A 25,192-nucleotide genomic window follows, 5' to 3' on the forward strand; every position below is an offset into this window, starting at 1 on the left:
CTGCTGACCGGACCGACGAGCCACCGCCGGCAGTCATGCCGGTCGTGGGCCGGTGCCGGGCGTCGAGGTCCAGGTCTCGCCGAACTCCAGGGTTACGACCTGAATAGGCTGCTCGCGCCCTGCGAGGTCGGCGGCGAGCTGGGCGGGGGCCGGGTCGCCCGGCGGGTAGTGCACCGGGATCACGGTGTGCACGCCCAGCCACATCGCGGCGATCGCAGCCTCGGCCGGCGGCAGTTCGGTCACCGTGACCGGTCCGACGCGCGTGCCGCCGATGCCGAGCACGGCGATCTGCGGCCGGTACAGCTCACGCCAGGTCTTCAGGTCGGCGGACAGCGAGAAGTCGCCCCCGCACAGGATCCGGGTGCCGGCGGCGGTGGTCAGCAGGTAGCTCATCGGCTGGTCCGACAGGAACTGGCCGTCGGAGCACATGCTCGAGGAGTGGCGGGCGTCCAGTGCCTTGATCGTGACGTCCCGGCAGCGGAACTCGACGCCGGAGACCATGGGCGCGCAGCGTCTTGACGGGACGGCGTGGCTCAGGGCGTGCTGGTAGAGCGCGGGGCCGCAGACGAGGATCGCCTGTCTACTCCGGACGATCTCGATGGCCTGGCCGCGGTGGTCGTAACCGGCGTGGGTGATGGCGACGACGTCGGAGTCGGACAGCTCCTCCGGCGTGACAGGGCTCGCAGGGAGTCCACTGTGGACTCCTTCCGGGTCGGCCTGGTACGGGTCGACCAGCACACGCGTGCCCTGCTCCGTCGTGACCTGGTAACCGGCCCAGCCGACCCGGCGGATCGTCAGCGGCTGCGGCGGCTGTTCGAGGCCGCCGCGCGGCCACGACGTACCGAACTCGGCGATCCGGTCGAACATCGTCTCTGCTGCCCGGCGCAGATGACGGGAAAGCCATGGATCATCCCGTCGAAGAGGTCGAGCTCGACCTCCACTCCGGCGCCGTCGGCGCGTTCGGCGAATCGGAGAGTGTCGTCGAGGAGCATTTCGTTGCTGCCGGCGCACAGAAGCAGCGGCGGAAAGCCGGCGAGCTCGCCGAACAGCGGTGACTGCGGAGAGTCCGCCGGATCGGCCTCGCCGAGATACGCGTCGCGGACCGCATCCAGTTCCGCCCTGCCAACGCCGTCCTTGCCCTCGTTCGTGGTGATCGAGGCGCCGGAGAACGTGAAGTCGGTGATGGGGGAGACGGAGACGGCGGCGGTGGGCAGCGCGTGTCCGGTGCCGGCCAGTTCCGTCAGCGCCGACAACGCGAGGGTGGCCCCGGCGGAGTGGCCGGTGAGCAGCACACGCGACGCGGGGCGGCGTCCGAGAAGTGCGTGAAGGGCCGTCAGCACGTCCTGCAGCGCGGCCGGATAGGGGTGGGCAGGCGCGAGCCGGTAGTGCAGGAGCAACACCGGCATGCCGAGCGCGTGCGACAGAGGCGCGGCGAACACGTCGGGAGGTTCCTCGTGCTGGAAGCGCCTGCCGTGCAGATACAGCGCCACCGCCTCCCCAGTGGTGCCTACCGCGGCCACCCACTCGCCGGTCACCTCGTCGGCCCGCCACGGGGTGGTCGCGAAGGGCGGGGTGCGCGATGCCCGGCTGTGGTCGAGCATCGCCTGCCCGGTGTCGGCAGAAGCAGGGGCATCGCCGGCGGCGGCACGCGTCTTCCTCAGGACGTCGCTGATCACGCCCAGGTCGTCGGGCGATGCCGGATGACGCGTGGTTCGCACGTCTCCTCCTCGGACGAGCACACGACTACGCCCCTCTCCCAGAATGAGCCGAGACGCAAGGATTGTGGTGACCGCTGCGCTCCTCGCGGATGACCCACTCCGCGGGGCCCGCTGCGGCGGAGCGCCACATCCGGTTCATCCGGCCCGACGTCGCGCTCGTCCACACCGCGGGAGGCGGCGTCCAGCGCGCCCGAACCGCCGAGCTGACCTCCGACCGGGAGAGGACGACGGCTCCTGGCGGATCGCGGTAATCCAGAACACCCGGCGTCAGCACGTGGGGCCGAAGCCGTGAGCACCTGACGCCGGCAGCTCCCGATGGCAGGCGGGGCCGCACGTGCTCCTTCTCGGAGGGCACGTGCGCGCACCCCGTTATCGGCCCGTGCGGGTGATGGCCGGCTCCGACGAGATGCTCATGGCGCGCGGCGGCCGCGGAGCTGTCACAGACTGCGGATCGCCGCTTCGGTGCTGGCTGCAGCAGCCTTCATGAAACGCGCGAGCGTCCGTAGCTCGTCGTGGGTCATGTCGGCCAGATCGTGCCGATGTAGCTCGTTGAGCTGGTCGTAGAAGCTGCCCACGCGAGCGACCGCGGCGGGCAGCGGCTCGATGAGCACTCGCCGGCGGTCCTGACGATCGGGGACACGGCGCACGAACCCAGCCCGTTCTAGACGGTCGATCATCCGCGAGGCGGACCCGGTGGTCAGGTTGACCCTCCGGGCCAGGTCGGTCGGGGTCGCGGGACCATGATTGGCCAGCACGTAGAGGGCTTGGAGGTCGGTCCAGCCCATGCCGACTCGCTCGGCGACCATTCCGTTGAACTGAACGATCGGGATCTGCCAGGCCGCGAGCGCTGTCAGAACCTCGGCCGCCAGGACGTCGTCGTGTCCACCCGCGCTCACCTCGACCACCGCATGCCGGCATCGTACTGCGCCACGCAGATGCTGTGTTGTGCAGTAACTGCGCCATGCAGTTACATTGGGCCTCGTCGATCGAGCCATCACGCGAGGCAGGCAGCCATGACCGACCACGCAGCACCGTCCAGCCCGTTCACATCGACGACCCGACCACTCGACGCGCCGGATCCCAACCGTGCCCGGCTCCGTGCCGCCGGCCCGTTGGTCCGGCTCGACGCCCCCGCGGGCGGCCCGGTCTGGGTAGTCACGGACGGGGCCCTCGCCCGACTGGTACTCACGGACTCCCGCTTCGCCAAGGATCCCGCGTTGGCTCCGCCGGGCTGGGACCGCCGCACGGCCGGCTTGGAACCCACCGCCGCCGAGCAGGCGTCCGTCACAACCCTTGACGGGTCACCGCACGCCGCACTGCGCCGGACGTTCGCCCCTCTGTTCAGCGCTCAGAACATGCGGAATTCCTACGGCCGCATGCGCGACATCGCCGGTTGCCTTCTCGCTGAAATCGCGACCGAGCGGATCGACCTCGTCGACGACTTCTGCACCCGCTACCCACTCACCGTTCTGTGCGACCTGCTCGGGGTTCCTGCTGACCGTGTCGAGCAGGGGATCGCCGCTTGCCGGCTCATGCAGGTGGACTACCCGGCCCACGTCGGCGAGGCGATGTCCGGGTTCACCGCCCTGGCTCACGCCGCGCTCGACGCCGACGGCGTCCTCGCCCGCGACCTGGCCCAGCGCATGCCACCCGGCAGCACCACCGGGGACCTCGAATACCAGATCTTCACCCTGCTCTACGCAGGCCAGCTCACCACCGACCCCGCGATCGGCTTCGTCGTCGCGCGCCTGTTGGACGGCACCGGATCCATTGACCACGCCGCCCTCGTCCGCGACACCCTCACCGAGCACCCGCCGGCACCGTTCAGTCTCTGGCGCTTCACCGTCACCGACCTCGATCTCGCCGGAACCGTCCTGCCCGCCCGTACGCCGGTGCTGGTCGACATCGAAGGCATCAACGCTCACCTCGACGCCGACGAGCATGACCTCACCTTCGGCGCCGGGCCGCACTACTGCGTCGGAGCGCAACTCGCCCAGCTCGAACTACAGGCACTCGCCGAAACCATCACCACCGACTACCCCGACGCCCGGCTCCTGTCGCCCTACGACGACCTTCGCCACACCACCGCAGGCGGCATCATGGGCAGCCGCCTGACCACCCTGCCGATCATGCTGACCTGAACCCGGCGCGTTGGGTGGGAGCGCGCAACTCTGGCCCTCTCGTCTACGTCCTGCGCCGGGTTGCTGAGGACTCCTCGGCTGGTCGGAGTGCTGGGCGGTGCTCGGCCCGGGCGCGCGGCACTACGTCACGACGGTGCTGATCTTCAGCGGCGCGAACGTTGAGGCGTCCAACTCGCGATGGGGCACACCACTCCGACCGTCACACTGAGCACCTGCGTCGGGTACCGGCCGGACGCGGTCGACCAGACTCGATCGCTGGTCGAGTCCGCGCTCGGTTGTGCCGCCCGCCTCGTGACCTGTTCCCGCAGGTCAGGGCCCCGTTAGCTACCGGTAGTTGGTGAACTGCAAGGCGATCCCGAAGTCCTTGTTCTTGAGTAGCGCGATCACGGCCTGGAGGTCGTCCTTCTTCTTGCCCGAGACGCGCAGCTGGTCGCCCTGGATCTGGGCCTGCACGCCCTTGAGCTTCTCGTCCCGGATGGCCTTGCTGATCTCCTTCGCCTTGTCCGACTCGATGCCCTGAAGGATCTTGCCGCTGATCTTGTAGGTCTTCCCGGAGATGGCAGGCTCGCCCGCCTCGAACGCCTTCAGCGAGATGCTGCGCTTGATCAACTTCTCCTTGAACACCTCGACGGCCGCGAGCGCCCGCTCCTCGGTCTCCGACTCGATCGTCAGGGCCTCCTCGCCCGCCCAGGCGATCGACGTCCCGGTCCCCCGGAAGTCGAAGCGCTGCGATAGCTCCTTCGCGGCCTGGTTGAGGGCGTTGTCGACCTCTTGCCGGTCGACCTTGCTCACCACGTCGAACGACGGGTCGGCCATCACATGCCTCCTTGGCGACCGGGCCCCTGCTTGGCCCGGTTCATCGCTGTCGTATCCTTCATCCGCGCCACGGCGCACATGGCAGGTTGCCCGAGTGGCCAAAGGGAGCGGACTGTAAATCCGTCGGCTTAGCCTACGAAGGTTCGAATCCTTCACCTGCCACACCCAGGCCGAACGGCCCCTGAACTGCGGAAACGCAGGACGGGGGCCGTTCGTCTGTGGTCCGGCTGTGTCCAGCTCGAAGCGGCTGTCGACGGGTGTTCGCGGTCGCTACGTGGTCGCGATCATGAAAGCGAGTCACGAAGGGCCTCCTCGATCCTGCGGCGGGCGGCATGCTCCTGGCCGGCGATGCACTTCGCGTAGACCCGAAGCAGGACGTCGACGCTGTGCCCGGCCCAGGCCGCGACCTGAGGCGCCGGAACTCCACTGTTGAGCCATGTCGACACCGCAGCGTGTCGGAGGTCGTAGGGGCGGCGAGCGAGCGGTGAGGCTGCTTCTTCCGGCGTCAGCGCCGCGGTTCGTGCGGTGGCCCAGATCCGGCCGTAGAGGCTTTCCGAGAGCGGGCCCCCGCGGGCTCCGCGGAACAGCCGGCCATCGGGAGTCGTGCCGTGCTCCTCGAGGTGTTCTCGTAGAAGTGCGGTCAGTTCTGGTGGGGACGGGACGATGCGGACTTCCTCGGCGCCGCGGTGCTTGAGCTGGCGGGGCTCTCGTCGTGTGCCCGACTGGCTCCACGAGCGGCCAGCGGACGGTGCCGAGGTGGTGAGGTACAGCTCGCCCCAGCCCTTCGCCGGCAGGGACAGTGCCTCCTTTCGCAGGTCGACCGCCTCACCGGGTCGTAGTGCGGCGTAGTACATGACCGCGAAGAATGCGGCCAGGCGGTCGCCCGAGGGCAGTTGCCGAACAGCCGCGAGGAGCGCGCGTGCCTGGCCGTGGTTGATGACAACGCGTGGGTTGACGGCTTCGGTGACCTTCGGTGCCCGCCACTTCATGGAGGCGATCGGGTTGCCAGTGAGGTGGCCGAGCTCCACGGCGTACTCGACGGCGTTGTAGAAGATCGCCCGTTTGCGGCTCACCGTGGCCGCGGCCGCCGGCTTTCCGTCCATCCGGAGCGCGAGGGCGTCGAGAGCAGGTCGAAGGACCGCAGGGTCAGCGAGGTCGGCTACTGGCCGCGTGTTGGCTGAGATCCACCGCTCCGCACGGACCAACTCGTCCGGTGGCGGGCCTGCCGAACGGCTGCGCGCGTTGAACGACCACGTGTAGAGCACAGATCGAAGGGTCGCAGCGGCCGGCCGGCTCTTCGTTGACGACAGGAGCGCAGGAGTCACGGTGGCGAGAGATTCCGCGATGCCCTGTCGGCTCTTGCCGGCAGCGTGAGGCCACTTCATGTCGACGTAGGAGCAGGCATGGGCGTACCAGCTCTGCGAAGCCTTCTCCTCGCGGAGCCGCGAAATCGGCTGCCCAGTCGTGACGTCGAACGGCTCGCCCTGCCTTGCGAGGCTCAACAGCTCGGAGCGGAAGCTGTCGGCCAGCGCACGAGTCTTGAAGCTGTCGTGCCAGGTCTGCCCAGCCACGATCCAACGAACACGATAGGTAGAGGCGCCGGACTCCCATGTGCGCTTGGAAACGCCCCACACCCTCACGTCGAAGGTGGTCTCGCGGGCACTCATGCGACGTCCGAAAGTGATACGAGCCAGGCGTCCAGGTCATCGCGGCGGATGCGGATCGCACCGTTCGGGAGCCGGATGCAGCGCGGGCCTTTCCCAACCTGCCGCCACTGGTAGAAGGTCGATCGGGCTATCTGCAGCTCTGCGCACACCTGATCCACCGTCAGATGTTCCGTCGCGCCCCGTACACCGGTTGCCGATCGCTTCACGCTGCCGCTCCTTCCGGTAGCTGGTTACTGGCAACGAGCTGCGCGGCCTCATAGTCGGCTTTCCAGCGTTGGCGTTCGGAGATCGCGGCGAGCAGGAGCGCAGGCCGGGTGGGGACGTCGGGGTCACCGGGTTTGGTGCGTTCCCATTCGAAGGGTCCGTCGTCGATGGCGTAGCCGGGGCGGACGCCGGCCTTGTCGAGGAGTTGCCGAACGAACTGGGCGCGTTCGGTGGCGTGGTCGGCGAGGGTCTTGCCCGACCATTTGCGGGAGACCAGGACGCGGCGTCCGGCGATGCCGAGGTGTTCGGCCTTATGCGCCTTGCCCTTGCACTGTCCCGGCGTGGTGGAGAGGCGGGCGCCCTTGGGCTGGATGCCATAGAGCAGCCACACCGGGCAGCGCGGCGAGCACGGGGTAGCGCGGAGTTCGGCGACGAGTCGGCGGTGGTGTGCGCGCATCCGCTCGGAGGCGTTGTCGTCGATGCCGGCGGCGCGGGCGACGTCCTTGGTCAGGTACTTGGTGAGGTAGCCGATGTGGCGGCCGGCTTCTTCGGAGCCGCCGAGGATGCCTTTCACGTGTACCTGCGTCCCGAACTGCACCACGTGGGCGGGGCGGGTCAGGTCTTCGCACGCCTCGTCGAAGGTGGGCAGGGGCTCGCGGGTGTCGGGGTCGACGAAACCCTTGGCGCGGTCGTCCCAGCGCGGCAGGCGGTTCCCCGAGTAGATCTGCGCGTCGTGCGCCGGCCACCAGACTTGGTGGTAGGTGGCAGCGGCGATGGCACGGAGTTCCGCGCGAGGGATGGTCCCGCGAATGGCGGCGTGGAAGTGCGGGGCCCCGCGGCGTTGGGGCTCGACCGTGCCGAAGTATTGGACGTCCCAGCCGACGCAGCGGCGTGTGTTCTGCCAGAACCGATCGACGATCTTGGGGAAGTGGATGGCGTCCCGGGCGGCGCGTCGATAGTCGTAGCGGTCGGAGTCGAGCGCGGCCCCGTTGTCGTCGACGCGGCCGTAGGAGTCGAGGGTGAGGGTCAGGAAGGTGGAAGGCCGGAAGCGGCCCCCGAACACCCGGCCCACCGTCCTCTTCTCCACCGGACGACGGGGAAGGTTGGGTGCGTCCTGGCGTCGGCGGGTCGAGCGCTTGCGGACGGGCTTGTCCGGCGAGTCGAGTGGTTCCAGCCGGCCGGTGACTCCCGCGGCACGCAGGGCGTCGTCCAGTTCGGCGACGGTCTCGCGGATCTCCTCGCACTCCTCGTCGTCTCCGTCGGCGCTGGCGGCTTGGTAGGCGGCGTGCAGGTCTGCCCGTGCGGCGAGCAGCTGTTTCTGTTCGGTGGTGGGGTCGGGTCGGGCGGGGATGGGTTCTTCCTCGAGGTGCCAGCCCTGGCGGCACTGGGCCATGCGCAGTCGTCGGTTCTTCTCCGCGCAGGGTCGGCACAGATCCTCCCGCCGCGCCCCGCACGGCACGGGCACGACTTCCACGCGGCCCGTGGTGAGATCGATGCGGCGCATCGCGAGCGGGCGGACGCAGACGCCGTGGTCCTCGGCGAGCTGCTTGGCGACGTCGCCGGTCAGCGCGAGTAGGGCCTTCTGTGCACGGGTCAGCTGGTCGTGATCTACCACTGCCGGTGTCGTCTCAGTGGGCGCGTTCACGCGACACCACCAGCGGGAGCAGGGACAGGAGCGGGCAGGGACAGCACCTTGCCGGTCGCGGCAGGGGCCGATCCGGCGACGAATGCTTCAAGGGCTTTGATCGTCTCGTCTGGTACCCAGCCCGCACGGACGCGGAGAGGTTCGCGGATGCCTTCGCCGAACAGGAAGCCGACGCCGGCTTCGGATTCGCCGATGCGGTTGGCCCAGGCGCCGCGGTCGTAGGCGTGTTCGCCGAGCACCATCGCGACGTGGCTCTTCGAGGCGACGCGCAGGCAGATACGGCGCGGGAACAGCTCGCGGACCGGGACGGTGTCCTTGGTGGGTTCCTGGACGTAGCCGCGCACGGTGTACCCGAGCGCTCGGCCTTGGGTGGTGAGGAGGGCGACGCGTTCGGTGATAGCTTCGCGGGTTTTGCGGTCGCCGACGTAGCGGATCAGTGCGCCGATCTCGTCGAACTCCAGCAGCTCCAACGGATGCTCCCGCGAGATCGGCACGGTGCGGACGCGTCCGGCGTGCTCGGCTTTCCGCTGTTCCATGCCGTCGACCAGGTCGTCGAGCAGCGAGAGCGCGTCACGCGAGGTGACGGCGTAGCGGTGGAAGATCCGCCGGCCGTAGGCCAACTCCATGCCTTTCGGGTCGATCCCGGACACCCGCACCAGTCCGTCGCGGATGGCGGGGGCGATGGAGACGATCGGCGACCAGGAGACGGAGTTCTTTCCGGCTCCGGTGGCGCCGGCGGTGAGGGTGTGGCCGCCGGCGATGGGCTGGTGCCAGTCGGTGCCGTACTCGGTGCGCCCGGACCACACCCTCCGAAGGTCGATCTCCTCACCCTTCACCGTCTCCAGCGCGGCGAGGTCGGCGCAGGAGACCAGGTCGGTGAGGCGGTCGCAGCGCTGGAAGTCGATCGAGACGACATCGGGGGCGAGTTCGCGGATCTGGCAGCGCGCGACGCGGCGGGCGACGGCCAGGGCGCGGGCGGCCTCGTCGAAGTCCTCTGGGGTCTGGCCGGGAACGAGCCGGACCCGGACTTCGTCCCATGAGGGGCCCGAGCGCACCCCGATGATGCGGGGTAGCTGGTCGGCGCGGGGTTTGATGCGGGGTTGGACGGCGGAGCGGCGGAACGGGTTGACCTGGATGGTGACCGGTTGGCCTTGGTCGGCGATGGTGAGCCCGCAGGCGCGCAGCCAGCCGGGTAGGCGTGGGGCGTAGACGATCCAGCGCTGCCACCAGGCGCGTAGTCGTCGACCGGCCCACGGCTCGAACGAGTGTCGGTGCAGCCGACGCCACACCCACAGCCCGAGAGCGATCGTGGCGATCGTGGCCAGCAGTGACAGCCAGCCCCACCAGTACATCCAGGCCAGAACCCCGGCGGTGGTGAGGCTGGTCCGCCAGTGCCGCACTACCTGGCGGCCGGCCCACCACGCGCCCTTCACGAGGAGGAAGGCGGTCACGAACACCACGGCGACCGCGGCCACCGCTTCCAGGACCTTGGTCAGGATCTGGCCGATCTTGTGCAGCACCCAGAGACCGACACCCGCGCCGGCCACCAGCAACACAATGTGGAGGCTCGTCATCACGCCACCTCCCGCATCGCCACCGCAGCCGGGGTGGCCTGGCGCTGCGCGGCGAACAAGGCCGCACGCTCGGCAGGCGTTGTGCCTGCGCTGATTCCCCAGCGGCGGGCGGGGTCCTCGGCGATCATCACGTCCGCCAGGCACTCCGCCTGCACCGGGCAGAGGGCGCAGATGCGCTTGGCCGCCGCCACGCCGTGCGAGACGGGGGCGAGGTCGAGCGGGAAGAACACCTCGGGGTCGGCACCGACGCAGGCGGCATCCAGGTGCCACAGCGTGTTCCGGGCGGTCATGCCGTCACCCCCAGCTCGTGCCAGTTCGACAAAGCTCCCGCGGCGTCGGAGGTGGGGCGATGCTCTGCGCGGGCCTGCCAGTCCGCAGCGGCCTCCCGCCAGAACCGGGCATTGCTCTTCTCGTCGGCTTCCGCGATCACCGCGGCGCGCAGGTGCAGCCGGTGCATCTGTGGGTCGTGGGCGAGGTATCCGGACAGGACGCCCCACCAGGCGGCCATGCGGGCGGAGTTGAGGGCCAGTCGCGCGGCCCGGGCAGCGCGCTGCGCGTCGGTGCGGTGGGACATGGCGAGCGCCGCGTGGTGCTGCTGGTTGAGCTCGTCGATCGCCGCAGCGATCTTCACCAAGTAGCCCGGGTGTGAGACGGAGTGCGGGGCGGTGTGCTGGGTGTGGGCGTGCATCTACCCTCGAAGTCCTTCCGAAGCTTGGTTCCCTGCCAGGGGTTGCGAGTGAGGAAGATCAGGAGGGGAGCCCGGTTCCAGCCGAGGCTCCCCTCCGCGTATGAAGGGGCTGTATTCGCTAGGCGGCCTCCCCCGAGTTCGAGCGGGGCGCCGGCTTGGCCGACCCCATCTGGGGGGCGCGCATGCCGGTGGCGCGCAGGCTGTAGGCGATCCGCGCCCGACCGCCGTTCTCGTTCACGTACGGGGTCACGGTGAGCCCGTCGAACTCCACCGGGCGGAACGGCATCCCCGCCATGGCCTCCGGGGGCACCGGCTGGTGCGGGGCGGAGATCTTCACCGTCACGGTCTTGGCGTCCTTGCGCGCGTCCGGGTCCGCGTCCAGCACCGAGACCGACCACACCAACAGGCCGGATTCTTTGTCGGTCGCCTGCACCGCTCGCCCGGCCGAGGACTTGTCCCAGTCCCGCACCGGCTCCACTTCGGACACCACGTAAGCGCCGTGCGGGAAAACGTCGACCATCGAGACCTTGAAACGGGGGTTGATCGCCATCCGACTGCCTTTCGTTTAGCCCCCTAAACCACGGCCTCCGGCGGAAGCGGGCTGTTGAGGGGGGGTAAACCCAGAGTAGGGGGGTGGTCTCAGCCTGTCAAGGCCCCCTAAACTGCCAGGGTGAGCAGCCCCGACGACTTCGATGCGGTCCGTCGCGACCCGGACCCGATCCGGCGCGGTCGTCGGGCAACCACGCTCATGTCGAGCTACCAACAGCGCGCCACCGAGCTGGCCCGACTGCGCCGGGAGGCGATCGAGGAGGCCCACCGCGACCAGGGCCTGACCTACACCGAAATCGCCACCGCCCTTGGCATCACCAAAGGCCGCGTCACCCAGATCCGCAGCGGCGCCCCCAGCCGCGAGCGCGCGTTCTTCGGCATCGGGCCCGTGCACGTCGGCGTTCCACTGCGCGAGGGCACCGACGACCGCATGCGCAGCTACATCGACGCCGCCGACCTCGCCACGCAGGAAGACGTGGAGACGCTGCTCGGAACGCTTGCGCTGGCCGCCGAACCATTCACCATCCCGCCGGACATGACCACCGCACCCGAGGGTGACGTGGTGGTCATCTGCGGACCGAAGTCGGCCCCGATCGGCGCCGAGCTGATGGACAGCGATCCCAAGCTGGGCATGGTCCGCGACAACGGCCGCTGGTGGATCGTCGACAAGACCACGGGGGAGCGGTTTGGATCACCGCTCGGCGACCAACCCCGTGGGCATGGAGATATCGGCTACCTCTCCCGCCGCCGAGACGGAGACCGCGTGATCATCCACGTCGCCGGCATCCATAGCCCCGGCTCCCGAGGTGTCGTGCACTACCTCGCCTACCACCTTCCCGAGCTGTACCAGCAGACCGGCGATGAGTCATTCAGTCTCGCCGTTCGCTGCCACCTCGACGGCCTCACCGTCACCGGCAGTGAAATCCTCACCGGCCCCCACCCCTGGTAGCCCGATGAAGGTTCACACCGCCCAACTTGCCGGAGACGGACGTAACGCCGACCGCGTCTTCCTCACCGACAACGCTGTGATCGTGCTCGATGGAGCGAGCGCATTCGAACCGGTCGACATCGAACCCAGCACCTACGCTGAATCCCTCGGTCGCACCATCGCCGACGAACTCACCATGGTGCCGGAAGCGCCAATCGCCGACGCTGTCGCCAAGGCGATCCGTCGCACCACGGCAAAGCTCGACTTGCGCCCCGGCGCATCCCCGTCGAGCACCGTCGCCATCCTGCGAACTCGCTTCGGCGCTGCCGACCTCTACGTGCTCGGTGACAGCCCGATCCACTACGGCACCGACCACCTGGCACAACGACTCGTGGACGACCGGCTCTCGTTAGTCGCGACGCCCGAGCATGAGCGATACCTCGCGCAGCTTCGGGCCGGCCACGGCTACGACGACGCCCATCGCGCCACGCTTGCGTGGCTCCAGCGCGCCCAACGACAAGCCCGCAACGTCGAAGGCGGCTACTGGATCGCCGAAACTGATCCGGCAGCAGCAAGTCACGCGTTCGCCAAGACCGTGCATAGAGACGCGATCGAATGGGCGGTAATCGCAACGGACGGGGCGGCCGACTTCATCGATTATTGCTGCTGCGGCTGGCGCGACATTGCGCAGTTCGACAAGACCCAGCTCGTGGCGCTCTTAAAACGAATTCACGACTGGGAGGATCAGTCCGATCCCGACGGCCGGCATCTGCCGCGGGCGAAGCGTCACGACGACAAAACCATAGGAGTAGTTTCCTCGCTCTGGGCGTGATCACCCGCTCGATGTATCGCGATCTCTCGCGGGCTCACGGCTGCGAACCGGAATTCGCCGGAGGCGCTACTGCGCCCACGCCGATACAAGACGGCCTGCGTCTCGCAGGAATTGCATCCCTCGACGCGCGGGGCGCAATTCCCTCCGCAGGACCGAACTTAGACGCTCAAGATCTGACATTTGACGGATCATCTCCTCCATCTGGGCTACGACATCATCTACTGATTGCAGGTTGCCCAGCGACGAAATAAACGCCTCCTCGAATTCCCTATTATGCATTCCTGCCACTGACTGACGAACACCCATGACGAGGGCATTGGCGGCGGAGACCTTGTCGAGAGCGTTGGAGCCCGCGGCTTCAAGGTTCTGTGCAGGTTCCTTAATTGCGGCTGCTGCGGTTGCAATTTGCGCTTGAAACAGACGTGGATCACTTGCGGTGAATTTGCCAGCGCCCAGGGGGGTGCCGGTGAGGGCCATCGAGAATTCGCTGAACTGCGCTACGGCAGCCTCAAGTGCATGCACAGCCTCTTCTGAGGCCGGGCCAATCTCTGCCATGTACTCCGCGACGCCCATCTCATCGTCAGGCACATCAAAATCATCTCCGTCCGATGGAACTTCGACGATCGGCTCGTTGGCTAATTCTGCGAGGCGCTCGTCGACCCGTCGTTCCGCCTTCACTAGCTCCGTCACTACGCGGCGAACTCCAAGCATCCATTGCTCTCCGCCCCGTGCGTAGGGCCAAATCTCCGTGAAGTCTTCGAACTGAGCGTCTGCGATAATTCGGACTACTTGGTCGTCGCTGTCGACGGAGATCCGTTCTAATCCGGTGAAGATCACCGGCAGGATTAGGTCAGACAGGCCCCGACGCGCACATAGAGCGCTAAACTCAAGCAGTTCATCGCGGCAGGCGCTGCTCTGAAAGTAGCTCGGAGTAACCACGGGCATCATAAAGATCGTCTTGTTGATGCCCAGATTGATCACTTGCGACCATTGCTGACCCCAGCCGATGTCGTCACGATCCATGAAGATCTCGATTCGATCGCCGGTCATCAACTTGTATATGCGACGGATGTCATCCTTTAGGTCGCGGATCTTTCCAAATACCGCCTCGTCGTCGTCATGGACGTAGCTCCAAAAAGAGGTTGACCGAACATCCCCGCTGCCGAGCGGCGCGTCCGACCGAACAACTGATCGTACGGTCGTACCGCCCGGTGCGGCACCCGGGGCTGAAAGCAGAGAGGAGCTGGGCCGTGCGGAGTTTCGACTACGAGGCTTCTTTTTGCTAGCCATTAAATGCCCGTACTCCGTCCCGTGCTTCGTTTCGATCTAGATGCTCTGCTTCGCCTGATCGCTTCTTGATTGCGCTGCCACCTGCAGCCACTGACCCATCTCTTCCTGCTCAATTCGCGTGACTGCCTCTATGAGAATGCCATCCCGTGCAACGGTGTCCGAATAAGGCGCAATTCCCGACCGATACCGACGGCGCTCGGCTTCGACCGCCTCGCGCGCACGACTAAAACGCAAGTAATTCTCGTGCCAATGAAAAACCGACCGAAGGCCGGTTACGACAACTACCACCGAGCCGAGTATTGCCGGAACAATCGTATTGCTCGGAATGATTGCGATACTAAGGGGAACGAAGGCGGATAGGACGATAGCCCCGATTTCAGACGAGCGATAGAGTCGGCGTGCGCGGATTGCGGCAGTGCGATACCAATGAAATGAATTATCGGCAACTGTCAGAGCGTAGCCAGGTTCGTGCCCTTGCTCCACAGACTCTCCGAGTTTAGAGATTAGACGGTAAGTCCTTATTGTCCGGCTGTCTCGTTGAGTGCGCCACTGCTCGCACGGTTAACGGACGGAAGTCTGCGCCGAACGGCATTTCCTGATGTTGGTGCTCAGTGTCCGGGCACATCCGGGCGCCCGGTCGGGGACGAGCGGATCACCTCGCGGGACAAGCTGGTCTCCGGCGACTGGGCGTCATCCGCTGCTCGGCTCCTCGGTGCCGTAGCTCAGGTCTCCAGCCCAAGTCATTGCCGAATCTGCCTGTATGAGATCAAGCGCGCCGCCTCCGGCGGCGCGGGGCCGGCCACGCCGGCCCCGCCGGCTCGCTCCCTCTACCTCCGGCCCGGTCGCGGCCGGCGGAACCGGCTACCCGGCCCATGCCACGAGTCGGACGGCTTCTCTCACACGCGGCGTGCAGGGTGCGAGATGCTCACCCAATGTGTCCTGCCGACGTCTCGGTCTCTGTCCAGCTCACCGCACGATCATGGTCGGTCATCGACGCGACGATGGACAACACGGCGACGAACGCGCTGCACGGCTTCGACGAAGCGACCGAGACGGTCGCACGCGACATCCGCCAAGCCGGCTGGGACCAGGTCCCGTGGGTCGACGGTCAGTGGCCCCCCATGGACCAGGTACTGACGATCCGGCTGCTGGCCGTGCAGTGGGAATTCGCGGTGAGTCACCTCGCGAAGTCGCTCGCATGGCCCTCGGACGACGAATCGGAGGCGCTGGAGCGCGCGGCACTGGCCGAGGTCAGCCCGCAGCTTGGTTGAAACGCCTCGGCCGTTGGTGGCGGCGCCCGAGTCGATATGACCTCTCGGGCTCCGCCCGAACCCGACACCGCTCGGAGATCAGGGGAGTGCGGCGGGGTGGTGATCTCCTCACGGCGCGCCGAGACGGCAGCCAGACCAAGGGGTGGGGCGCAAGGCTGGACTGCATACCTTGCACCCCACCCCTCGATCTGGCAGGGACGAGCCCGCGCCGCGAGGAGATCCCCACCAGGACCCGGAGTGCGAGGGGCAAGAACAACCCGCGCGGACTATGCACGGACGCAAACAGGTGGAGCAGCCTTACGCCGCAGGTCAGAGCCGATATGCCAGCGCACTGTAAATCCGTCGGCTTAGCCTACGAAGGTTCGAATCCTTCACCTGCCACACCCAGGCCGAACGGCCCCTGAACTGCGGAAACGTAGGGCCGTTCGTCTGTTGTCCGGCTCCGATCCGGCTTCTACGGCTGGCCACAGACCATGCACGGACCGATCATGAAGAGCCATTGCGCAGCGCTTCCTCCAGCCGGCGGCGGACCGCGTCGTTCTGGCCCCGCGATGCACCTGGCATAGACCCGCAGCAGGACATCAACGCTGTGTCCGGCCCATGCGGCCACCTGAGGTGCGGGTACCCGGCCGTTGAGCCACCAAGACACGGCCGTGTGTCGCAGGGCGTCGGGCCGGGAGTGCGCATTGAGGCGGCCTCCTCCGCGGAGAGAGCGGCAGTCCAGCCAACGCCCACAACCGGCCGTAGAGGCACTCGGAGGGGGCCGCCGCGGACGCCATGGATGGGTCGGCCGTCGGGAGTCGTTCCGTGCTCCTCGGAATCTGTGCGCAGGACGCAGTCAGTTCCGGCGGGGACCCGGTGCGGACACGCCACCGGCCGATGCGACCGACCCGCCAGGTCGCCCGGCCAGCCTTCCGATCATGGTGCCCAGTCGATACCACTCGTCCGACCACGGCAGCCCGTGCTCGACGACACGTGCCACGGTGGGGTACGCCCCGACGGCTCCAGCAGCGCGAGCGCGCGGACCAGCGAAAGCGGGTGCACGCGGGGACGTGCGCAACCGCATCGAGGCCAGGAGCTCGTAAGCCTGCCTGTCGCGGAACGGGAGCAGCTGGGCGCACGCCCACCGCAGCGGCGCGACTTGTCAGGCCGGCACCGCTTCGAGGATGTGCTGACCGAGGGAGTCGTCGATTGCGATGGCCCGCTGCAGGCGCAGACGTGCCGTGACGAGCAGCTCGGCGAACTCGGCTTCGGTGCGCTCGCGGCCGGTGACCATCGCGAGCATGAGCAGGTCGAGCCGGACCGTGGCGGGGCACTCGACGGCACGTGCCGGCAGCACGGACTCCACCAGCAGCAGCGTGCTGTCCGGCCGCATCGCTCTGCGGACGGTGCCGAGGATGCGCGTCGCCTCCTCGTCCCCCCAATCGTGGATCACCTTGGACATCACATAGACGTCGGCGCCCGCCGGCACCTCCGCGAAGAAGTCGCCGCCGACGATCCCGGTGCCCTCCGGCAGGCTCGGCAGCGCGTCCGCGACGACGTCCGGCCGGTCGAACAGCACGCCGGACAGACCGGGGTTGGTAGCGAGGAGGGCCGCGAGCAGCACGCCGCGCCCGCCACCGACGTCGACGAGCGTGCTCAACCTGCCGAAGTCGTAGGACGCCACGACGGCGGCAGCCTCACGGGTGGAACGGTCGGTCATATGCGCCTGGAACGCCGTGGTGAGCTCCGGACGCGCGGTCAGGTAGTCCCAGACGTCGGTGCCGTGCACGAGTTCGAACGCACTACGTTCGCCGCGAACGCCTTCGCGTAACTTGCCGAACGCACCGTAATACAGCTCGCCCCTGGCGAAGATTTTTGCGCGTGCCGACCCAGGCACGCCCTCCCGCAGCAGAGTTCCGGTCGCGGTCAGCCCGAAGCTCCCGTCGCCCGGCTCGTCGAACACGCCGAACGATGCGAGCCCGCGCATCACCCTGCGCAGCTTGCCGGCGTCCACCCCGATCTCGGTCGCGAGCGACTCCGCTGTTCTCGGACCGTCGGCCAGTCGTTCGGCGAGCTTCAAATCGACGCCGACGTACAGCAGCTGCGTCGCCAGATACCCGTCAGCGAGCAGCTCCAACCGGTCCCTCGGGACGTCCGTCTCTTCCTGCATGCGCCCTCCCTTCCCGCTCTGTTCGTCCTCAAGACGCGCGAACGTGCTAGATCCACCCTCGAACGTCCTGCCGTCACTGCGTAAATTCTCAGGGATGGCCTCTTCGACGATGCGAATCACGACTTTTCCAGCGCGCGTCATGGGTTTGTCGCTTCGTCATCCCCGTGAGCATCTGGCCGCGATCTCGAATCCGACTTACGTCGACAACTTCACGTCCGCGACTTGCAATTCTCTTGCGTGGCTGTCCGCGGCTTGATTTGCAGGCGCCATCGCCTTCGCCCGCAGTGGTGCCGAGTCCCGAAGCGCCGTGGTGTGGACCGCGTTTGGTCATGGTCTCTGCGAGGGTCGCCGGCACGCGGTGCGGCCTATTGATTGCCCGCTGGATTCTATTCGCCTGTCAATGGTATCCAGTGGCAGAATGAGCCTGATGCGGCATTCGATTTCGGCAGCGATCTCGGTGTCATCGGTGACGGCCATGCCTCGCGATGAACACGGCCCCCAGCTCGTGCTCGATCATCATTATTGCACTGACCTTGCCCAGTAAAATCGCTCGAGTAGCGACGCGACGACGCCTTCGGGTTCAGTGGGGAGTGAGTAGGGCTCAGACATTTCGATCTCCTGTTCACGTTGGTTGAACTGCGATGCGGCGGTTGCGACTCGGCGCCCCGCCGATCTCCCAAGACGGGATGCGACCCTTGCGGAACAGTCAGCATTGAAACTGGACTACTCGTTCCAGGGTATGGCATCAAACAGGCGGCCCGCAGGAGGGCGGCAAGTGGCGCGCACCACATCGCCCGGGCGTCCTCCAGTCGGCGCGTGAGGCATCCCGGTGGTCGCGCACCAAGCCCGCCCGCCTGGATAAAGCGGAGGGCCCAGCGTCCGGCCTCCCAGCAATAGGTGGCTGACCCGCCCCATCCGAGCCGCTGGAAGGGAGCCGCAGTGCGTCGCTCCGCCTCACTGCCTGTCCGGACATCTATCCCGCTTGCTGTCGCCCCACGCTGCAGGCGATCTATATGGGTCGCAGACGGACGAAAGCCTGGCGCACATTGCTGTTGACCGTTTAGTCCAACGTTGCGCACACGACCCGAGTGGGCTGGCGCGACGCGTCGACCGCCGGGAGCATGGTGGTGCCGGGAGCGCCTACGGCATGCAGGAGGTCCACGGCGGCGCCGCGCGCCCCGGTGGCCCCTCGGAATGCGCGGTTGTATCCACGCCGTGCAGCTGCCCCCAGTATCGTGGCAGACTTCGCAACGATTTGAGGTCTGTCATATTCCCTGATGTGATCAAGGCTGAGCTGCGACGTGCTTACGCAAAAGACGTTTACACTTGTTGTATGGTCATTGAATGTGACTTTGTCGTGGTTGGTGGCGGGACGGCCGGATGCGTCTTGGCCAACCGGCTCTCCGAGGATCCGACGGTGACGGTGATGCTGCTGGAGGCCGGCACCGCGGATGCCCCTCCCGCCGTGTCGGACCCGGGTTCCTGGTTACAGTTGCCCGGTACGGAGGTCGACTGGGCGTTCTCCACGACTCCGCAGAAGCAGACCGAAGGCGCCGTGCATCCTGTTCCGCGGGGAAAGGTCCTCGGGGGATCGAGCAGTATCAACGGAATGATGCACATCCGCGGCCACGCTCTCAGTTACGACGCCTGGGAGAAGGGCGGCGCGATGGGGTGGGGTTACCAGGAGTTGCTGCCGTTCCTGAAGCGCAGCGAGACCGCGCCGGGATGCGATTCCGCCTACCGGGGAACCAGTGGACCGATGATCGCGGCGCCTGCCCACGACACCCATCCGCTGTTCGACGCCCTTCTGGACGCCGCGATCGAAACGGGTCATGCCTACCACCATGACCTCAACGGGGCGGAAGGCGAGGGTTCGTCGTGGACCGAAGTGAATGTCGTCGGCAGGAAGCGCCAGTCCGCCGCCGACGCCTACCTGCGCCCGATCCTGCACCGCCGCAATCTCACCGTGGTCGGCCGCGCAGTCGCCCGCAGGCTCGTCCTCGACGGGCAGCGGTGCCGCGGTGTCGTCTACATCAGGGACGGCGCGGAACATACGGTTCAGGCGCAGCGTGAGGTCGTCCTCACCGCCGGTGCGTTCGGCTCGGCGCAGCTGCTGATGGTGTCGGGGGTGGGTCCGGCCGAGCAGCTGCGCGAGGTCGGCGTCGAGGTGCGGGCGGACCTGCCCGGTGTGGGCGAGAACCTGCACGACCACCCGCTCGTCGCCCTTGCGTACACGGCGCGTCAGCCGGTTGCGAGGGGCTTCTTCCGCAAGCCGAACGTCCTGTTCAGCAGCGGTCTTTCCGACCAGCCCGATCTGCAGATGATCTTTCTCGACAGCCCCCTCTATCCGCGCCTGCGGCCGGGAGAGGAGAGCGGGTACTCGGTACGTGTGGCGCTGATGACCCCGTTCAGCCGCGGCTCGCTCCGCCTGGCCGACGCGGACCCCGGCACGGCGCCGCTCATCGACCCGAACTACCTGGCCGACGAGCGCGACCTCGAGCGCCTCGTCGTCGGCGTGCAACGGGCCAGGGAACTCGGCGGGGCGAGGTCCCTCGACGGCTGGCGGGAACGCGAGGCCGCCCCCGGCACTGCCGCACGCAGCGACTCCGATCTGCGCGACCACATTCGACGGAGTCTGTCCACCTACCACCACTTCGTGGGCACCTGTCACATCGGTACGGACACACATGCGGTCGTGGCTCCGGATCTACGGGTGCACGGTATCGAGAACCTCCGCATAGCCGACGCGTCCGTCATACCCTCGATCGTCTCGGGCAACACGAATGCCACCGTGCTCGCCATCGCCGAGCGGGCGGCCACTTTCCTGACGTCAGGAAGTCGCGTCAACGACCGGTGAAGCCACACGGGCCCCCTTCACGGTGGGGGCCGATCACGTCCGCGGCATCGCTGCCGAGCGGCTCGGTCCGGCCTGTCACTCTGTCACTCGACGCCTGTTGACCTGCCAAAACGGGTGTGACAGTCGAGTGGCGGTCAGGAGTGAAGGAACGCGGTGGTCAACCCCTACACGACGGCATCAGACGCCAGCAGTCGAGAGCTAGCGTCCGCGTGCACGCCGAAGTGGGCGCTGCCGGTGGCGGCGCGCGGGCCGGCTACGCCGACCCCGCTCGGCTCGCTCGCGCCTGTCTCCGTCCAGCTCGCGGCCGGCGGCGCCGGCTACCCGGCCCCCACTACCGAATGGGACCGAGAGGCGGAGTTGTGCCGCTTCGGCCGGCGAACGGGAGTCAGCGGCCCCGTCGTTTCCCGCCGGTCTTGCGGGGCGAAGCAGTGGGCCAGTCGAGCGGCAGGGTGCGGGAGGTATCCAGTTCGCCGAAGAGGTGGCCGAGCCGTCGCAGCTCGGTGACAGCGGTGATTCGTCGGTCGGGCGGAAACGGGCACGGCGAGTCGCGGACGCTCGACCACGCGCGCTCGATCTCGCGTGTCGCGGCGGTGTCACTCAGTTGCAGGCCGCGGTGCACCGCTCCGACCAGGACCTCGACGAGAGCCAGCTCGTCGGCGTTGGCCCGGCGGACCGCCTGTGATCGGGCTGCGTCGTTGTGGCGCCGCTTCCCGGAGATGAACTGCAGGCTGTCGAACAGTGCCCCCGAGGCGATGCTGCCCCACAACCCCCGCCGCAGGCCGAGGTCGCGTTCGGCGACGAAGTGAGCGAGATCGTGCGGGACGGCGTTTGCGCGGTCGTATGAGGTCAGCAGGAGCCGGACCCCGTCCGGGCGGTCGATCGTGGCCAGAGAACCCCCGTCTTTGCGCCTCGCGAACTCGATGTGCACGAGCCAATACTCGCCGCCGCACCCTGCCGCCTGCATCCCGATAACTCGCCACCGGCCCGCCGGCACAGCAGTTCGGTGCCGATGGAGCGGGCCGTGGCATCGTGAGGCCAACCTCAGCGCTCGTTTTGCGACCGGCCACGGGTATGGACGCCGTCGGCACGACTGCCTGGAGCGGAGTCCAGTACGGGGAGGGAGCCCATGGCCTTGCCTGCGCCAACCGCTCCAGCCCTGAGTCAGAGAACACCCAGAGAGCTGATGCGGTGTCGCAGCTCGCCATGCACGTCATGGTCGGCCGCGATGATGAGCCCGACTCCAGTGCCGATGTCGTCCCCGCGTAGGTCGGTCACGATGCATCCGGCCCCCTGGCAGAGAGCGATGCCGGCAGCGAAGTGCACGCTTCCGCGTAGGTCACCGTCGTTGACGTACGCCGCTCTGCGTCCGGCCGCCACCCAAGCCAGAGCAAGGGTTGTCGCGCTGACTCTCGGTGTCATCCACTCTCGCAGCCCACGATCGCGGAGGAGGGACGAGGCCGCGACATCCCACGGCTCATCTGCATTGAGTTCGATGATGCGGTTTTTCGCGCTCGGACTGAGCGGCATGTCGACATCTTCGTTCCGCACCGCTGCGTTCTCTCCGTCGGTCCAATAGATGAGTCCACGCCGAGGGTCACCTACAGCCGAGATAGTGGGCGACCCCGCGAAACAGAGCGCTACGTTCGTGCAATAGTCCCCCGCGCCGGAGGCGAAGTTGCGGGTGCCGCAGAGGGGATCCACCAACCACACGCGCGACCCCGTTCCCCCGGACTTGCCAAGCTCCTCGCCCTCGATCGTGTCATTTTCCCGACCTGCACGGAGCACCGATCGAATAGCGCGTTCCGCGTCGATGTCCGCAGCTGTTGCGAAGTCAGCGGCGCCCTTCTGAGTACGCTCGAGCTGCTCGCCCGACATTGCCCGGACGACGTCCATACCAGCCTGCACCGCAGCAATCGCCAGTTCGGTATCTGTGCTCTGCATCGGAGTCCCCCCGCTGCTCACGTTCTGCCCCCGTCACGCGTCGGTCGACGATGAACCCGAAGCGCCCGGCTTGCGCGTCTGCCGGAACCCGTCTTCCGCTCGGGCTCCGAACTCTCATCCTCTCCCCGTCAAACGGGGCCGGTCCAGACGACCACAGGCGGGGCACAACGGCTTGACGAGGCCCGCGCAACGTCAGATCGAGCGTCGCCGACGAGCAGTGGAACTCGCGCAAGGGGCTCCGCCCGTGCCCGGCGCCCCTTCGGCGGGATGGCGATCTCCTCACGGCGCGCCGAGACGGCAAGGACGAGCCCGCGCCGCGCGAAGAGCACCTCGGGCGCGGGCAGTCAAAGACGAGGCAACCGGCTCGATCGCCGATCAGTCCAGGCCGCGCGCGTACCTTGCCGCCTTGAGGACGGCCTCGAAGTCGATGTCGAGGCTTGGGTTTGCGGCCTGCATTTCCCCGAATTCCCACATGACGTCATCGATCGTCCCCCGACGTGACAGCGCCACAACCTCTTGATGAACGTAGTCGCTGACCGAAACGCCTGTAGCAGCCGCGCGGACACACAGGGTTTCCCATACGTCGCTCGGCAGGCTGTAGGTGCTGCGCAGAACGCTCGCGTCGTGGTCGATCTCAGGCTGTGGCAGGCTGCGGCTGCCTTCCTCAGCGGCGAGTTCCACCACGTTGTCGATGGGCGCCCGCTCCCTCGCCAACGTGATCAGTTCGTGTCGTATGTGATCAGCGACCGAGGATGCGCCTGCCCGACGAGCGCGCCGGTGGAGGAAGTCAGCGGTTGCAGGGGGTAGATCCTCAATGAGGACAGAGGCCATTTCGCGATGCTAGGACACTGGCGGTACGGGACCCCACGTCGTGCGGTGAGCGGCGTCCTGCCCGAACCGGCCCCGTCTCGCACGCCACGGACTGTGCACGGACGTGCCGAGGAGGTCGGGCGGGAACTCGCAGGTCAAGGCGATGTTGACAACGCGCTGTAACCCGTCGGCTCAGCCTTTGAAGATTCGAATCCTTCACCGGTGTTCGGTTCCTGCCGGCTCTGAGAGGGCTGTCTGCGGGCCGCTGCGCGAGGAAGGCGCGGCCAGCGTTGCCCTGAGACTTCGGCGGCACGCTCCTCGCTTTCAAGATCGTTCTGCGTCCTGGCTGCCTGCGTGGAACACGGAGCGCAGGATCCGCCGATTCTCGGTGTTCGTGTCGTGGTCGTACCTTTGCGTGCTGCGCTTCGCCCCCGTTCGCCCGCAACCCGGTCGTGCCTCGTCCCGAGCAGGCGCCGTCGTGGCGCGAGGTAGTGGGCCGACGTTTCCAATTTTATGGCACCGTCTCGGCCCGGATCCGCGGTCGAGATGTGAGGTGATCTTCTCGACGACAGGATCTTGTTGATCGGCGGCGATTTGGCCTGGAGGCAGAGTGAGCTCGCCGGTCTGTCCGGGTTTTCCAGGTTCGGTTCCTCGGGTTGGAGGTGGGCAGAATCACTGGGCGATCAACATCGCATGGGTTACGCGGTAATCGTGTTGAACGCTGTCAGGAACGCGGTCTCCCACGGCCAGTTGTGGGGAAGGTGCAGGCGCCGCGCGGAGCGGATGAGTCGTCCAGGGATGGTGAACAGCTTGCGCCGTAGCGTCGAGACCATGGCTCTGGCCGGCTCGGGCACGGCCCGACGCGGGTGGCCTGGGCAGCGGGTTGACGGCATCGGTCGGGTCCTGCACCGCGAGCCGAGCCACCGCGACCCGCCAGAACGTGTCGTCCTCCCGGCGTTTCCAGTACCGGGTCCGCGTCACACGATGAAGGGACTGAATGCATGCGCAACTCCCGTTTGCGCCGAGCCCGTCCTGGTGTCTGGCTGTGGCTGGCCATGGTGCTCGCCTGCTCAGCGTGCGCCGCGACCGGGCCGGGCCCCGCGCCAGGCGCCGCGCAGAATCTGACGCCGGTCAGCGTCTCGCTCGGCGACGTCTCCCTGAACAAGGTCGCGTTCCTGGTCGCCGCCGACAACGGCATCTACCAGAAATACGGGCTGGACGTGCATGAGTTCATCACGGCGGGCGCAGCCGACCGCATCCGGCGCAGCGGCATCACCGTGCCCGACGATTTCGTCGACAGGGGCAACGGGGATGACGCGGAGATCTCGGTCGGCGGTGGCAGTCCGTTGATCAACTCGATGACGACGGACGCTCGCACGACACAGCGCGTCATTCTCGCCACCACCGACAGCGAGGCGGGCTTTCACATCGTCAGCAACCCGGCCGTGACGTCCATCGACGACCTCAAGGGTAAACGCCTCGGCTTCACCACCCCGGGCTCGGTGAGCAACCTGATCGCGCTTGCGCTGGTGCGGCAGAAAGGCTGGACCCCGGGCCGCGATATCTCACTGATAAGTGACGGCGCGGACTACTCGGCCCTCAAAGCGGGCAGGGTGGACGCCTTCATCGGCAGCGAGATCTACTACACCATGGCCGCAAAGAACGGTGCAAAAGACCTCGCAGACCTGTCCGACTACCACATTCCGATCGCGGGCTCCGGCATCAACGCGGAGGTCGGATGGTACGAGGCTCACAGGGACACTGCGGTGCGCTTCCTCAAAGCGACGATCGAGTCGTACGCCCTCATGAGAAAGAAACCGGAACTCGTCTACGCCGCGTTGGCCAAGTGGTACGGCGTCACCGATCCTCGGCAGCAGCAGGACATGTACAGCCAAGTCGCCCGGTTCCCGGAGAAGCCCTACCCCGCCGTCGATGGCATCAAGCTGGTCATGCAGCTGTTCCCGAACCCGGAGCTGCAGCGCCATGCCGCCGAGGACTTCTACGACAGCAGCGTGGTCGGCGAGCTCGACCGAAGCGGCTTCATAGACAGGGCGAACGCGACCTAGTGTCCTGCATCGACGGTTCGAGGGTGAATTCGTCGGAGCCTCG

At 67.3% G+C, this 25,192-nt stretch carries 24 protein-coding genes and 1 tRNA gene; 8 read left to right on the top strand and 17 right to left on the bottom strand.

All coding sequences use genetic code 11. The annotated features are described in order from the left end of the window. Positions 1–33 precede the first annotated feature (33 nt). Together MMF94_RS15180 and MMF94_RS15185 are read right to left on the bottom strand one after the other, a co-directional pair. Positions 34–867: an MBL fold metallo-hydrolase gene (locus tag MMF94_RS15180; RefSeq protein WP_241037164.1), complete on the bottom strand. Its 834-nt coding sequence runs from the start codon at positions 865–867 to the stop codon at positions 34–36. Beyond that, positions 795–1,718 (bottom strand): alpha/beta hydrolase fold domain-containing protein, encoded by a 924-nt coding sequence (locus MMF94_RS15185; RefSeq protein ID WP_241037166.1) that lies wholly within the window; start codon positions 1,716–1,718, stop codon positions 795–797. The genes MMF94_RS15180 and MMF94_RS15185 overlap by 73 nt, the downstream gene beginning before the upstream one ends. An 89-nt stretch (positions 1,719–1,807) precedes the next feature. On the opposite strand from MMF94_RS15185, the gene MMF94_RS15190 reads away from it, so the two are divergent. Next, a complete protein-coding gene (locus MMF94_RS15190; RefSeq protein WP_241037168.1) occupies positions 1,808–1,969 on the top strand; it encodes a hypothetical protein in 162 nt (53 codons plus the stop codon). Between the two features lie 186 nt (positions 1,970–2,155). Here MMF94_RS15190 and MMF94_RS15195 read toward each other — a convergent pair whose 3' ends face one another. After that, positions 2,156–2,623 (bottom strand): MarR family transcriptional regulator, encoded by a 468-nt coding sequence (locus tag MMF94_RS15195; protein ID WP_241037169.1) that lies wholly within the window; start codon positions 2,621–2,623, stop codon positions 2,156–2,158. Positions 2,624–2,731: 108 nt separating this feature from the next. On the opposite strand from MMF94_RS15195, the gene MMF94_RS15200 reads away from it, so the two are divergent. Next, positions 2,732–3,859 carry a cytochrome P450 gene (locus tag MMF94_RS15200; RefSeq protein WP_241037170.1) on the top strand — a complete coding sequence of 376 codons (1,128 nt, stop codon included), beginning with the start codon at positions 2,732–2,734 and terminating at the stop codon, positions 3,857–3,859. A 324-nt stretch (positions 3,860–4,183) separates the two neighbouring features. Here MMF94_RS15200 and MMF94_RS15205 read toward each other — a convergent pair whose 3' ends face one another. Next, entirely contained in the window at positions 4,184–4,675 is a 492-nt protein-coding gene (locus tag MMF94_RS15205) for a YajQ family cyclic di-GMP-binding protein (RefSeq protein ID WP_241037171.1), read from the bottom strand. An 80-nt stretch (positions 4,676–4,755) separates the two neighbouring features. Here MMF94_RS15205 and MMF94_RS15210 point away from each other — a divergent pair. Continuing rightward, positions 4,756–4,837: transfer RNA gene (locus MMF94_RS15210), tRNA-Tyr, on the top strand. 122 nt (positions 4,838–4,959) lie between these two features. On the opposite strand, the gene MMF94_RS15215 is transcribed toward MMF94_RS15210, so the two are convergent. From MMF94_RS15215 to MMF94_RS15245, 7 genes are all read right to left on the bottom strand, one after another. After that, the gene (locus MMF94_RS15215; protein ID WP_338104213.1) at positions 4,960–6,246 is read right to left on the bottom strand and encodes a tyrosine-type recombinase/integrase; all 1,287 of its coding nucleotides are present in this window, start codon (positions 6,244–6,246) and stop codon (positions 4,960–4,962) included. 92 nt (positions 6,247–6,338) lie between these two features. Further along, on the bottom strand, positions 6,339–6,548 hold the full coding sequence (locus tag MMF94_RS15220) for a helix-turn-helix transcriptional regulator (RefSeq protein WP_241037174.1): 210 nt from the start codon (positions 6,546–6,548) through the stop codon (positions 6,339–6,341). Further along, positions 6,545–8,191, bottom strand: a complete 1,647-nt coding sequence (locus MMF94_RS15225; RefSeq protein WP_241037176.1) for a replication initiator — start codon at positions 8,189–8,191, stop codon at positions 6,545–6,547. The genes MMF94_RS15220 and MMF94_RS15225 overlap by 4 nt, the downstream gene beginning before the upstream one ends. Beyond that, positions 8,188–9,765 (bottom strand): FtsK/SpoIIIE domain-containing protein, encoded by a 1,578-nt coding sequence (locus tag MMF94_RS15230; RefSeq protein ID WP_241037178.1) that lies wholly within the window; start codon positions 9,763–9,765, stop codon positions 8,188–8,190. The genes MMF94_RS15225 and MMF94_RS15230 overlap by 4 nt, the downstream gene beginning before the upstream one ends. Then, positions 9,765–10,055 (bottom strand): WhiB family transcriptional regulator, encoded by a 291-nt coding sequence (locus MMF94_RS15235; RefSeq protein ID WP_241037181.1) that lies wholly within the window; start codon positions 10,053–10,055, stop codon positions 9,765–9,767. The genes MMF94_RS15230 and MMF94_RS15235 overlap by 1 nt, the downstream gene beginning before the upstream one ends. After that, positions 10,052–10,453, bottom strand: coding sequence for a hypothetical protein (locus MMF94_RS15240; protein WP_241037184.1), 402 nt, complete (start codon positions 10,451–10,453; stop codon positions 10,052–10,054). The genes MMF94_RS15235 and MMF94_RS15240 overlap by 4 nt, the downstream gene beginning before the upstream one ends. A gap of 118 nt (positions 10,454–10,571) precedes the next feature. Further along, positions 10,572–11,003: a plasmid replication, integration and excision activator gene (locus MMF94_RS15245; RefSeq protein WP_241037187.1), complete on the bottom strand. Its 432-nt coding sequence runs from the start codon at positions 11,001–11,003 to the stop codon at positions 10,572–10,574. Positions 11,004–11,123: 120 nt separating this feature from the next. On the opposite strand from MMF94_RS15245, the gene MMF94_RS15250 reads away from it, so the two are divergent. Both MMF94_RS15250 and MMF94_RS15255 read left to right on the top strand, forming a co-directional pair. Beyond that, positions 11,124–11,951, top strand: coding sequence for an RNA polymerase sigma factor sigma-70 region 4 domain-containing protein (locus tag MMF94_RS15250; protein ID WP_241037189.1), 828 nt, complete (start codon positions 11,124–11,126; stop codon positions 11,949–11,951). 4 nt (positions 11,952–11,955) lie between these two features. Further along, complete coding sequence (locus MMF94_RS15255) at positions 11,956–12,762, top strand: hypothetical protein (protein WP_241037191.1); 807 nt, start codon at positions 11,956–11,958, stop codon at positions 12,760–12,762. A gap of 66 nt (positions 12,763–12,828) precedes the next feature. Here the strand turns inward: MMF94_RS15255 and MMF94_RS15260 are convergent, their stop codons facing one another. Beyond that, complete coding sequence (locus MMF94_RS15260; protein WP_277398737.1) at positions 12,829–14,052, bottom strand: toll/interleukin-1 receptor domain-containing protein; 1,224 nt, start codon at positions 14,050–14,052, stop codon at positions 12,829–12,831. A gap of 36 nt (positions 14,053–14,088) precedes the next feature. Further along, a complete protein-coding gene (locus MMF94_RS15265) occupies positions 14,089–14,535 on the bottom strand; it encodes a DUF4231 domain-containing protein (protein ID WP_241037195.1) in 447 nt (148 codons plus the stop codon). A gap of 518 nt (positions 14,536–15,053) precedes the next feature. Between MMF94_RS15265 and MMF94_RS15270 the strand changes: the two genes are divergently transcribed. Next, positions 15,054–15,323 (top strand): hypothetical protein, encoded by a 270-nt coding sequence (locus MMF94_RS15270; protein ID WP_241037196.1) that lies wholly within the window; start codon positions 15,054–15,056, stop codon positions 15,321–15,323. Between the two features lie 1,144 nt (positions 15,324–16,467). Here the strand turns inward: MMF94_RS15270 and MMF94_RS15275 are convergent. Continuing rightward, positions 16,468–17,595: an acetylserotonin O-methyltransferase gene (locus tag MMF94_RS15275; RefSeq protein WP_241037198.1), complete on the bottom strand. Its 1,128-nt coding sequence runs from the start codon at positions 17,593–17,595 to the stop codon at positions 16,468–16,470. A 1,027-nt stretch (positions 17,596–18,622) separates the two neighbouring features. On the opposite strand from MMF94_RS15275, the gene MMF94_RS15280 reads away from it, so the two are divergent. After that, the gene (locus tag MMF94_RS15280; RefSeq protein WP_241037200.1) at positions 18,623–20,332 is read left to right on the top strand and encodes a GMC family oxidoreductase N-terminal domain-containing protein; all 1,710 of its coding nucleotides are present in this window, start codon (positions 18,623–18,625) and stop codon (positions 20,330–20,332) included. Between the two features lie 385 nt (positions 20,333–20,717). On the opposite strand, the gene MMF94_RS15285 is transcribed toward MMF94_RS15280, so the two are convergent. The 3 genes from MMF94_RS15285 to MMF94_RS15295 all read right to left on the bottom strand — a co-directional run bounded on the left by MMF94_RS15285 (position 20,718) and on the right by MMF94_RS15295 (position 23,104). Then, positions 20,718–21,260, bottom strand: coding sequence for a hypothetical protein (locus tag MMF94_RS15285; protein ID WP_241037202.1), 543 nt, complete (start codon positions 21,258–21,260; stop codon positions 20,718–20,720). Positions 21,261–21,493: 233 nt separating this feature from the next. Beyond that, on the bottom strand, positions 21,494–22,273 hold the full coding sequence (locus MMF94_RS15290; protein WP_241037205.1) for an inositol monophosphatase family protein: 780 nt from the start codon (positions 22,271–22,273) through the stop codon (positions 21,494–21,496). Between the two features lie 375 nt (positions 22,274–22,648). After that, positions 22,649–23,104 carry a hypothetical protein gene (locus MMF94_RS15295; RefSeq protein WP_241037206.1) on the bottom strand — a complete coding sequence of 152 codons (456 nt, stop codon included), beginning with the start codon at positions 23,102–23,104 and terminating at the stop codon, positions 22,649–22,651. A gap of 980 nt (positions 23,105–24,084) precedes the next feature. On the opposite strand from MMF94_RS15295, the gene MMF94_RS15305 reads away from it, so the two are divergent. Continuing rightward, positions 24,085–25,149, top strand: coding sequence for an ABC transporter substrate-binding protein (locus tag MMF94_RS15305; protein ID WP_241037208.1), 1,065 nt, complete (start codon positions 24,085–24,087; stop codon positions 25,147–25,149). Positions 25,150–25,192 lie beyond the last annotated feature (43 nt).

Origin of the sequence: Pseudonocardia alaniniphila (assembly GCF_022524485.1) — a bacterium.
GTDB lineage: Bacteria > Actinomycetota > Actinomycetes > Mycobacteriales > Pseudonocardiaceae > Pseudonocardia > Pseudonocardia alaniniphila.